Annotated in this window: 10 protein-coding genes and 2 pseudogenes; 9 read left to right on the top strand and 3 right to left on the bottom strand. The window is 66.1% G+C overall.

The annotated features are described in order from the left end of the window. Together AGI3411_RS29815 and folC are read right to left on the bottom strand one after the other, a co-directional pair. A pseudogene (locus tag AGI3411_RS29815) lies at positions 1-420 on the bottom strand (SPOR domain-containing protein); the annotation flags it as partial. 63 nt (positions 421-483) lie between these two features. Further along, positions 484-1794 carry a bifunctional tetrahydrofolate synthase/dihydrofolate synthase gene (gene folC / locus AGI3411_RS29810; protein WP_129530905.1) on the bottom strand — a complete coding sequence of 437 codons (1311 nt, stop codon included), beginning with the start codon at positions 1792-1794 and terminating at the stop codon, positions 484-486. A gap of 165 nt (positions 1795-1959) precedes the next feature. Between folC and AGI3411_RS29805 the strand changes: the two genes are divergently transcribed. From AGI3411_RS29805 to AGI3411_RS29790, 4 genes are all read left to right on the top strand, one after another. Continuing rightward, a complete protein-coding gene (locus tag AGI3411_RS29805; RefSeq protein ID WP_129530904.1) occupies positions 1960-2376 on the top strand; it encodes a cupin domain-containing protein in 417 nt (138 codons plus the stop codon). A 66-nt stretch (positions 2377-2442) separates the two neighbouring features. Then, positions 2443-3414 (top strand): Bug family tripartite tricarboxylate transporter substrate binding protein, encoded by a 972-nt coding sequence (locus AGI3411_RS29800; RefSeq protein ID WP_208748212.1) that lies wholly within the window; start codon positions 2443-2445, stop codon positions 3412-3414. After that, on the top strand, positions 3411-4637 hold the full coding sequence (locus AGI3411_RS29795) for a CaiB/BaiF CoA transferase family protein (protein ID WP_129530903.1): 1227 nt from the start codon (positions 3411-3413) through the stop codon (positions 4635-4637). Before AGI3411_RS29800 ends, AGI3411_RS29795 begins: the two co-directional genes overlap by 4 nt. Continuing rightward, positions 4637-5803, top strand: coding sequence for an acyl-CoA dehydrogenase family protein (locus AGI3411_RS29790; protein WP_129530902.1), 1167 nt, complete (start codon positions 4637-4639; stop codon positions 5801-5803). Before AGI3411_RS29795 ends, AGI3411_RS29790 begins: the two co-directional genes overlap by 1 nt. A gap of 24 nt (positions 5804-5827) precedes the next feature. Here AGI3411_RS29790 and AGI3411_RS29785 read toward each other — a convergent pair whose 3' ends face one another. Beyond that, entirely contained in the window at positions 5828-6565 is a 738-nt protein-coding gene (locus tag AGI3411_RS29785; protein ID WP_129530901.1) for an IclR family transcriptional regulator, read from the bottom strand. Between the two features lie 141 nt (positions 6566-6706). Here AGI3411_RS29785 and AGI3411_RS29780 point away from each other — a divergent pair, with 141 nt between their 5' ends. From AGI3411_RS29780 to AGI3411_RS29760, 5 genes and pseudogenes are all read left to right on the top strand, one after another. Then, positions 6707-7084 (top strand): flagellar protein FlaG, encoded by a 378-nt coding sequence (locus tag AGI3411_RS29780; protein WP_129530900.1) that lies wholly within the window; start codon positions 6707-6709, stop codon positions 7082-7084. 142 nt (positions 7085-7226) lie between these two features. Further along, positions 7227-8618 (top strand): flagellar filament capping protein FliD, encoded by a 1392-nt coding sequence (gene fliD / locus AGI3411_RS29775; protein ID WP_129530899.1) that lies wholly within the window; start codon positions 7227-7229, stop codon positions 8616-8618. Positions 8619-8636: 18 nt separating this feature from the next. Continuing rightward, positions 8637-9065, top strand: coding sequence for a flagellar export chaperone FliS (fliS, locus tag AGI3411_RS29770; protein ID WP_129530898.1), 429 nt, complete (start codon positions 8637-8639; stop codon positions 9063-9065). A gap of 44 nt (positions 9066-9109) precedes the next feature. Further along, complete coding sequence (locus AGI3411_RS29765) at positions 9110-9463, top strand: flagellar protein FliT (protein ID WP_129530897.1); 354 nt, start codon at positions 9110-9112, stop codon at positions 9461-9463. Next, positions 9460-9930 (top strand): annotated as a pseudogene (locus tag AGI3411_RS29760) (flagellar hook-length control protein FliK); the annotation flags it as partial. The gene AGI3411_RS29765 and the pseudogene AGI3411_RS29760, both read left to right, overlap by 4 nt.

The following is a 9930-nucleotide window of genomic DNA, read 5'->3' as shown; positions in this document are numbered from 1 at the left end:
CGGCTTCGGCGGCGTAGCGGGTGGGGTGGCCGGCTGCGCGGCGGGCGGCTGCGTCGGCGCCGCGGCGACGGGCGGTGGCACGGACGTGACTGGCGGCGGCGTAGGCACGGACGAAGGTTCGGTCGGCGCGGCCCCCGGCGCCGGTGTCTCCGGCGCGACGGCCTGGGGTTCGCTCACTTGCGGCTGGAACGGCGTATTGCGTTCCGGCACCTTGATGGGAATGTTGTCAGCCACCGGCACGGGCTGGGAATCAAGCACCATGGGCAGGATGATGACGGCTGCCAGGACCAGCGCGATGGCGCCCGCGAGCCTGCGCCGCGCGCGGCCGCGCAGCTCCGCAGCCTGGACCTCGCTAGGCACTGCCGCCCTTTTGGAGGATGGCGCCTGGTCGGCAGGATCTTTGCGATTGAAAAAACCCATGGAGGAGAATTCCTTGCGGCTATATGGCGGCGGGCCGCCCAGGAGCGTTTGACCCGTTCTTGCCTATGCCTTGCGACCCAGAGCCTGCAAAACCGAGGCTACGGTGAGAAACGATCCGAACACCACGATTCTATCATTCTCGCCCGCCCGTTCGCGCGCTGCCGCGAAGGCCTGGGCGGGGTCGGCATATGACGTGATCCCCGGGCTTTCGCCCCCCGCCGGCACCGGCGGCAGCGCCGCGGCGACCTGCCCGGCCAGCGCCTGCCCCGAAGTGCCGCGCGGACCGGGCAACCCGGCGCAATACCAGTAATCGATGCGCGTACCCAGCTTGGCCACGAGGCCGGCCAGGTCCTTGTCGTTGAGCATGCCGAACACTGCGTGGGTATACGGGTGGAAACCCATGTTGTCCAGGTTCAGGGCCAGCACCGACGCGGCGTGCGGGTTGTGGGCCACGTCCAGGATGACCGCGGGCTGGCCGGGCAGGATCTGGAAGCGGCCGGGCAGCGATGCCTGCAGCAGCCCCAGGCGCACGGCCTGCTGCGGCACCGGTAGGCGGTCGCGAATGGATTCGAGCGCGGCCAGCGCGGCCGAGGCGTTCAATAGCTGATTGGCGCCGCGCAGCGCCGGATAGGCCAGCGAGTTGCGGCGCTGCTCGCGCCCGCCGTAGGCCCATTGCTGCCGGTCGCCGGAGTAGTTGTAGTCGCGGCCGAACAGCCACAGGTCGGCGCCGATTTCCGCGACGTAGTCCAGCAGGGATTGCGGCGGCACCGGATCGCTGCAGATGGCAGGACGGCCGGCGCGGTAGATGTGGGCCTTTTCGAAGCCGATCTTCTCGCGGGTATCGCCCAGCCAGTCGGTGTGATCCAGGTCGACGCTGGTGACGATGGCGCAATCGGCATCGACGATATTGACGGCGTCCAGGCGGCCGCCCAACCCCACCTCCAGCACCACCGCGTCCAGGCGGGATTGCGAGAACAGCCGCAGGATCGCCAATGTGGTGAACTCGAAGTACGTGAGGGAAACATCGCCCCGCGCCGCCTCGACGGCCTGGAACTGGGCGATCAGGGCCTCGTCCGTCGCGATCTGGCCGTTGATGCGGGCGCGCTCGTTGAAATCGATCAGATGAGGGGAGGTATACAGCCCGACCTTGTAGCCGGCCGCCAGCAGGATGGCTTCCAGCATGGCACAGGTGGAACCCTTGCCGTTGGTGCCGCCGACGACGAACTTCACGCCGGAAAGCGCCAGCTCCATGCGTGCCGCCACTTCCCGCACCCGGTCCAGGCCCATGTCGATCGCCGTGGCGTGGATGGATTCCAGATACTGCAGCCAATCGGCCAGGGTTGCGGAAGCGTCAGGCGTGCGTACAGAAGACATGGCGGGGCCGTGAAGTGGGATCAGCCTTGGATTTTAGCAGTCCGGGCCCGGTGTTTTCCCTAATCCCCTAGGGCGCGGCACGGTATCCCGCCGGAAAAATCGCTTGCCGTTATTTTTCTCATACGTAAAAATGATTTCACGTATGAGAATTTTATTGGAACACCCATGACGCAACCCAAGACGCCCAGCTGGCTGGTCCGCGAGGCCGATGTCCCCGGCTACCACCCCGCCAATCACACCGGCACCCTCAACCGGCGCCTGATCGGCCCGGACACTGTCGGCTCGCGCGGAGTGGAAGTGTTGCTGGGGGTCATCGACAAGGGCAAAGGCGCCCTGCCGCACGCCCATCCCGGCATCGAACAGGTCTGCTACCTGATCTCGGGCACGGCGCGCGCCCAGGTGCAGGACGAATGGGCCGACATGGGGCCCGGGGACTGCTGTTACTTCCCGCCCGACGTTCCCCACGTGTTCACGGTCACCAGCGACGAGCCCGCGCGCCTGCTGGTGATCTACACGCCCCCGTATGAAGAATCCCCCGACCGCGTCATTCGCGGCTTTCCGGCAAATCCCCCTGCCGCCTGACGCGGCACCGCCCGGGAGAGCGGCCGCAGAAGCCGCGACCCGGAACGACAACACAGGAGACACCCCATGAAATTCACAAGCCTGCTGAGCGCCGTCCTGGCCGGCGGGGCGGCCCTGATGGCCGTCCCGGCCGCCCAGGCCGCCGACTACCCCACCAAGCCCATCACGCTGATCGTTCCCTTCCCGGCCGGTTCCGGCACGGACGCCGTCGGCCGCATCTTCGGTTCTGAGCTGTCGGCCATCCTGGGCCAGCAGATCGTGGTGGAAAACAAGCCGGGCGCCAACGCCACCATCGCGGCCAACTACGTGGCGCGCGCCAAGCCGGACGGCTATACGCTGTTCGTCACCACCAATACCTCGCATTCCGCCGCGCCGTGGCTGATGAAGAACGTGCCCTACGATCCGGTCAAGGACTTCACGCCCATCGCCCGGGGCGGCAACCTGCCCTTCATTCTGGTCGTGAACCCGAAGCGCCCGTGGAAAACCGTCGGCGACCTCATTGCCGACGCGCGCCAGCATCCCGGCCGCATTACCTACGCCAGCGGCAACAGCACGGGCATCGTCGCCGGCGCCACCCTGGCCAACCGCGCCAAGATCGATATCCTGCACGTGCCCTATAAAGGCACGCCCCAGAGCCTGACCGATGTGGTCGGCGGCCAGGTGGACTTCATGTTCACCGATCTGGCGTCCGGCCTGCCCTTCGTCCAGTCCGGCCAATTGCGGGCCCTGGCCGTGTCCACGGCCGAACGCAGCGCCATCGTGCCGGACCTGCCTTCCATGGCCGAGGCCGGCGTGCCGGACTTCGACCTGAACTCCTGGAACGGCTATTTCGGACCGGCGGGCCTGCCGCCTGAAATCGTCGCCAAGCTCAATGCCGCGATCAACGAGGTCGTCGCCAAGCCCGACGTCAAGAAGCGCCTGGCCGACCTGGGATTCGACGCCTTCTCCAGCACGCCGCAAGCCTTCGGCCAGTTCGTCGGCGAGCAGCGCGACCTCTGGGGCAAGCTGATCCGCGACGCGGGAATCGAACAGCAATGACCGCACAATCCGCCTCCGCCGCTCCCGGCCCCCTGGCCGGGGTGCGCATCCTGGACCTGAGCTCGGTCGTCATGGGGCCTTACGCAACCCAGGTCCTGGGCGACCTGGGCGCGGACGTCATCAAGGTGGAGCCGCCCGCGGGCGACAACCTGCGGGCCGTCGGCCCCATGCGCAACCCCGGCATGGGCCATCTGTATCTGCACCTGAACCGCAACAAGCGTTCGGTCGTGCTCGACCTGAAGACGCCCGAAGGCCTGGACGCCTGCCTGAAGCTGGCCGAAAGCTGCGACGCCCTGCTCTATAACATCCGGCCTCAGGCCATGGCCCGGCTGGGCCTGTCCTATGAAGCGGTCGCGGCCCGCAATCCGCGCATCGTCTACCTGGGCGCCTATGGTTTCGGCGAAGCCGGCCCCTATGCCGGCCGGCCCGCCTATGACGATCTGATCCAGGGCCAGACCGGCATTGCCGCCCTCTCCGCCCAGCAAAGCGGCGAACTGCCGCGCTACGCGCCGCTGACCCTGGCCGACCGCGCCGTCGGCCTGCACGTGGCCATCGCGCTGGTCTCCGCGGTGCTGCACGCCCGCTCGTCGGGACGCGGCCAGCAGGTAGAGATCCCCATGTTTGAAGGCATGGCCCACCTCGTGCTGGGAGATCACCTGGGCGGCGCCACGTTCGAGCCGCCGCTGGGGCCGACCGGCTACGCGCGCCTGCTCGCGCCGCACCGCCGGCCCTATGCCACGGCCGACGGCTATATCTGCCTGCTGATCTACAACGACAAGCACTGGCGCAACTTTTTCGACCTGATCGGCCAGCCCAAGCTCTCGCAGGATCCGCGTTTCTGCTCGCACGGCGCCCGCGCCGCGCATATCAGCGAGGTCTACGCCTTCGTCGCCGACGTGGTCCGCACGCGCTCCAGCCGGGAATGGCTGGAAGACCTTGCGCGGGCGGACATCCCCGCTTCGCAGCTCTATACGGTCGATGGCCTGATCGAAGACGAGCACCTGGCCGCGACCGGTTTCATCCGGCGCCTGGAGCACCCCAGCGAAGGCCCCATACGCACTACCGCGCCGCTGGGCACATATGCAGGCACCCCCACCTCCCTGAGCCGCCCCGCCCCCCGGCTGGGCGAGCACAGCCGCGAAGTGCTGGCGCAAGCCGGCTACGACGCCGAACGGATCAACGCCATGGTCGCCCGTGGCATCACCCAGGACGGAAACGATTGATGGACTTTGAATTCACTCCCGAGCAATTGGCGTTGCGCGATGCCGTCTCCCGCATCTGCGACCGCTATCCCGACGAATACTGGCTGGAGCGCGACCGCGAAGGCGGCTTCCCGGAACCGCTGCACGCCGACCTGGCGCGCGACGGCTGGCTGGGCATCGCCATGCCTCAGGAGTACGGCGGCGCCGGCCTGGGCATGACCGAAGCCGCGCTGATGATGCAGACCATCGCCGCCTCCGGCGCGGGCTTCACCGGCGCTTCGGCCGTCCATATGAACATCTTCGGCCTGAACCCCGTCGTCGTGTTCGGCACCGACGAGCAGCGCGGCCGCTGGCTGGAGCCGCTGATCGCGGGCCGCGAGAAGGCCTGCTTCGCCGTGACGGAGCCGGACGCCGGCCTGGACACGACCAAGCTCAGCACCCGCGCCGTGCGCCAGGGCGACGAATACATCGTGCATGGCCGCAAGATCTGGATATCGACGGCGCAGGTCGCCAACAAGATGCTGCTGCTGGCGCGCACCACCCCGCTGGCCGAAGTGGAAAAGCCCACGCAGGGCCTGTCGCTGTTCTACACGGACCTGGACCGCGAGCGGATCGAGGTGCGCGAGATCGAGAAGATGGGCCGCAAGGCCGTGGACTCGAACATGCTGTTCATCGACGGCCTGCGCATTCCCGTGGCCGACCGCATCGGCGAAGAAGGCCGGGGATTCGAATACATCCTGCACGGCCTGAATCCCGAGCGCATCCTGATCGCGGCCGAGGCGGTGGGCATCGGCCGCGCCGCGCTGGACCGCGCAGTAAAGTACGCTGGCGAACGCACCGTGTTCGGCCGCCCGATAGGCCAGAACCAGGGCATCCAGCATCCGCTGGCCCAAGCCTGGATGCAGCTGGAGGCCGCCGACCTGATGGTGTTCAAGGCCGCCAGCCTGTACGACGCGGGCAAGCCCTGCGGCCCCTACGCCAACACGGCCAAATACCTGGCGGCGGAGGCCGGCTACAACGCCTGCCAGACCGCCGTCATGACGCTGGGCGGCATGGGCTACGCCAAGGAATACCATGTGGAGCGGCTGCTGCGCGAGAGCTTCATCCCCCGCATTGCGCCCGTCAGCCCGCAACTGATCATGTGCTTCATTGCGGAAAAGGTGCTGGGGCTGCCCAAATCGTATTGAGCCCCTCGGGCAGGCAGACCGCGATCAGGCCTGCTGCTCGAGCCCCGTGCAGGCTGCCCGCAGAATGCGGGCATAGTTTTCCTGCTGCGGCTCGATCCGGTAGATCGGGCCGCCCACCGAAATGGCGTAATGCTCGCCCGACAGCGTGACCGGCCAGGCGATCGCGCCCACATCGGGAATCGATTCCCCGCTGTTCATGAACCACCCGCGCTGCCGCGACAACTGAAGATCGGCCAGCAAGGCCTCGCGCGTGACCAGCGTGCGCTCGTTGTGGCGGGTCATCGGCATACCGGCCAGGAGCGCATCGCGCGCGCCCTCGTCGAGCAGCGACAAGAGCGCCTTTCCCAGCGAATTTGCATGTACGTCCTTGAACTCGCCGGCAACCGGCGCGTATCGGATCGTATGTGGTGAATCCAGCACGTCCAGGTACACCACCCGGCCGTCCTGGCTGAGCTTCGCGAAAACGATGGTTTCGCGGGTGGCGTCCCGCAGCTCCGTCAGGCTGGGATACACGCGGTCCAGCACCGGATCGGCGCGCGCGATGCGCTGCGCCATGGCCAGCAACCGGCCCGTCGGGTAGTAGCCTTGGCGCCGCCCGGTTTCATAGAGATAGCCCAGGCCGGTCAGGGTGCGTATCAGCGCCAGGCAGCTGGAAACCGGGACGTCCAGCAGCCGGGCCAGTTCCGACAGCGGCAAGGCGCGCTTTTCGCGGGCATAGGTTTCGATGATTTCGATAACTCGCAGCGCCGTCTTGACACTCATTGCCCCATCCGAACCATTAGCGTGTGAAACATCTGGCTCGCCGAAGGCTAAAGTTCCTTGCGCGCCTGCCGTAATGGTAGCTGAGAATTCCCTGAAAACAGCGCGTTCCTCCGAGACGCCCACATCGCCGTTGGAGTGATCATGGCCGTAACCCCGTTAGCCCCCGCTTCGTTCGCCCCTGTGCCGGTCGCGCCCGCTCCCGTCGCGGCGGATCCCGCCATCAGCGTCACGCCCGCCGCCGCCGCGACGAACAGCGGAGCCTCCGACAGCGCCACGTCCGGCCAAGCCGATTCGCAAAAGCTGCCCCTGGACAAAGCCCTGGAGGAGATCAACGACCAGATGAAGGCCTGGTCCACCCAGCTTCAGTTCGAAATCGACCCCGACGTGCACCAGGTCGTGGTGTCGATCGTGGATGCCGAATCGGGCGACGTCGTGCGCACCATCCCCAGCGAGACCGTGCTGAAAATAGCCAAAATGATCGTGAACATGCAGGGCAACGGCATCAAGACCAGTGCCTGATGCGCGGATTAAAACGGTGTTTTACGCAGTTTTAGCGCCAATCCGCAACAGAAACACCGAATTAGGCATGCCTTATGCCCTTACCCGGCCAATCGCCGGCTCCGTATTTTTGACAGAATCGCATTGCTAGGAAGGATTTCACATGGCTTCTATTACTAATCTCGGTTCGACCACCGGACTCCCGCTTGAGGACATCCTCACGAAGCTTCAGGCTGCTGAGGACAAGAAGCTGAGCCTGTACACCAACCGTCAAGCCAGCTACGAAGCCCGGGTGAGCGCCTATGGCCAGATCCAAAGCGCGGTGGAAGCCTTGCAAAAAGCGGCGGCAACCCTGGGCAAATCCTCGACGCTGGACGCCGTCAAGGCCAACGTGGTGGGCGATGGACTGACCGCCACCATCGGCGATGACGGCGCCACGATGGGCGAATACGCCATCAAGGTGATAAGCCTGGCTGCCGCGCAGACCCTGCAATCCGGTAACGTCGGCGATCGCACGGCCTCCAACGGGGCCGACGGCTCGTTCGAGATCGAACTGACCAACGGCGACAAGCGCACCATCGAGCTGAACGGCGACACCTCGCTGAACGGCATCGCCAAGGCCATCAACAGCGACGACAAGGCCGGCGTGCGCGCTACGATCATCACCAATGAAAACGGCAGCTACCTGATGCTCAGCGCCAAGGACACGGGCGAGCAGGCGTCGGTCAAGTCCATCACGGTGACTGGCGACCAGAAGCTGCAGAATATCCTGAGCTACAACTCTGGCTCCGGCGCGCAGTTGACGCAACAGACCGCGGCGGCGGATTCGGAAATCGAAATCAACGGCATCACCGTCAAGAGCGGTAGCAACAATGTCTCGACCGCCATCGACGGCATCACGCTGAACCTGACCGCGATTACCGGCAAGGACAGTACGACGGGCGCCGACAAAGTCGTCACCCTGAAGCTGCAGAGCGACACCAGCGTGGCCAGCAAGGCGGTCCAGGATTTCGTCAATGCCTACAACTCGCTGCAAAGCACCATCGGCAAACTGACGGCATTCGACGTTGCCGCCGAAACCAACCAGGCCCTGACCGGCGACAACACCGCCCGCGGCATCCAATCGTCCATGTCCAACGCACTGCAGGTGGTCACGTCCGAGGGCGCACTGCGCTCGCTGGCCGACCTGGGTATTGCAATGGATCCCAAGACCGGCCAGTTGAAGCTGGACCAGAAGGAACTGGACAAGGCGTTGACCGCCAACCCCGCCGACGTCAAGCGCATCATGACGTCGACCGACGGCCTCGCGGCCCGCTTCGACGCCGCCACCAAGACCGTTCTTGGCAGCAACGGCTCCATCAAGATCAGCCAGGATGGCTTGAACGAATCCATCAAGGACGTCAAGGACCAGCTCGTCCGCGCCAAAGCCTCGAGCGACGCGTCCATTGCTGCCATGCGCGCCCAATTCATCGCTCTGGACAAGTTTGTATCGCAGCAGACTGTCACGGCCAACTACCTGACCCAGCAGTTCGCGGCCCTGAGCAAATCCAAGTAATTTATAGAAGATGCCTTGATGACTTACGCCGCCCGCCGTCCGACCGGCTCCTATTCCGTGCGTTCCTACACCGACATCGGTCTGGAAACCCAGGTCCTGGGCGCCAGCCCGGAAAGGCTGATTTCGCTGCTGTACATGGGAGCCCGGGCGGCGATCGGGCAGGCCCGTCTCCATCTGCAGGAAGGCAGGACGATGGAGCGTGGCGCGGCGCTTTCGAAGGCGATCAAGATCGTCGACGAAGGCCTCAAGACCGGGTTGAACATGGAGGCGGGCGGCGAAATTGCCGCGAACCTCGCCCGTCTGTACGACTACATCGTCCGCACACTGTTGCTGGCAAACCTGCGCGCAGACGCGGAAGCGCTCGAAACGGCCGATCGCCTGCTGGCGGACTTGGCCGAGGCCTGGCAGACATCCATAGATCGCTCTGCGGGGGACGTGCTGCCTTAACGACACGGCACACACAGCCCAGCCATCGAATGCCCGAGATCTCCATGACGTCGATTACCCAGCTCACCTCTCCTATCCTGGAACACTACCAGGAGATCGCTCTCATCACGGGAGAAATGCTAGCGGCCGCCCAGGCCGGCGACTGGGACGGAGCTATGGTCCATGGTCAACAGTACTGCGAACGGGTAGAACGCCTGCGCCAAGTGGAATACACCGCCCCCCTGGACGAAGCCGGCCGCGCCATGAAATACGACCTGCTCGTGCGCATCCTGGAAAACGACGCGCTCACGCGCGATCTGGCGCTTCCGCAGCTAGCCCGCCTGGGCGAACTGCTGGGACGCATGAAGCGCCAGCAGACCCTGCTGTCCGCCTACGGCTACCAGGCGCCTGAAGAATGAGCGTAGGCCCCGCCGCACTCGGCAGCGTCCTAGTGCAGCGGTTGGACGCCGTGCTCGGCACGACGATGTCCGCCGCCAACGCGAATCTCGTCTCCGGCGCCCGGCCGGACGCAGTCAGCCAACCCGGCAGCCTGGACAGGCCCGGACCGTCCGACGGCTCGGTCCGCGATCCCCGGCAAGGCATACAGGCGGGCGGCGCCCGCGGCGACCGCCAGAATACTGTCGTCGACGCCAAGACCGCCGCCGCGCTTGCGCTGGCCGCCCGCGGGCTGGTCACCAGCAGCGACACCACGGCCTCGGCCCCCACCACGCTGGGCAGTACCGCGCGCACGATTCTCGCCTTGCTCGCCCAGTATCCCGAAGCCGCGCCCGCGCTCCAGGGCCGCGCACCGCTCTGGAGCGCCAACGCCGCCTCCAGCCAGCCCGCCGGCGCGCCCGCCCAGGCGCCCGCGGGCCAGGCCGGGCAG

Source organism: Achromobacter agilis, assembly GCF_900496965.1.
Taxonomy (GTDB): Bacteria; Pseudomonadota; Gammaproteobacteria; order Burkholderiales; family Burkholderiaceae_B; genus Achromobacter; species Achromobacter agilis.
Note: the sequence above shows the minus strand (reverse complement) of the source record. Positions and strands in the feature narration are given on the sequence as shown.

Coding starts and splice junctions, on each gene's coding strand:
- folC (WP_129530905.1), bottom strand. CDS start 1,794: ATGTCTTCTGTACGCACGCCTGACGCTTCCGCAACCCTGGCCGATTGG.
- AGI3411_RS29790 (WP_129530902.1), top strand. CDS start 4,637: ATGGACTTTGAATTCACTCCCGAGCAATTGGCGTTGCGCGATGCCGTC.
- fliD (WP_129530899.1), top strand. CDS start 7,227: ATGGCTTCTATTACTAATCTCGGTTCGACCACCGGACTCCCGCTTGAG.
- AGI3411_RS29780 (WP_129530900.1), top strand. CDS start 6,707: ATGGCCGTAACCCCGTTAGCCCCCGCTTCGTTCGCCCCTGTGCCGGTC.
- fliS (WP_129530898.1), top strand. CDS start 8,637: ATGACTTACGCCGCCCGCCGTCCGACCGGCTCCTATTCCGTGCGTTCC.
- AGI3411_RS29765 (WP_129530897.1), top strand. CDS start 9,110: ATGACGTCGATTACCCAGCTCACCTCTCCTATCCTGGAACACTACCAG.
- AGI3411_RS29805 (WP_129530904.1), top strand. CDS start 1,960: ATGACGCAACCCAAGACGCCCAGCTGGCTGGTCCGCGAGGCCGATGTC.
- AGI3411_RS29785 (WP_129530901.1), bottom strand. CDS start 6,565: ATGAGTGTCAAGACGGCGCTGCGAGTTATCGAAATCATCGAAACCTAT.
- AGI3411_RS29795 (WP_129530903.1), top strand. CDS start 3,411: ATGACCGCACAATCCGCCTCCGCCGCTCCCGGCCCCCTGGCCGGGGTG.
- AGI3411_RS29800 (WP_208748212.1), top strand. CDS start 2,443: ATGAAATTCACAAGCCTGCTGAGCGCCGTCCTGGCCGGCGGGGCGGCC.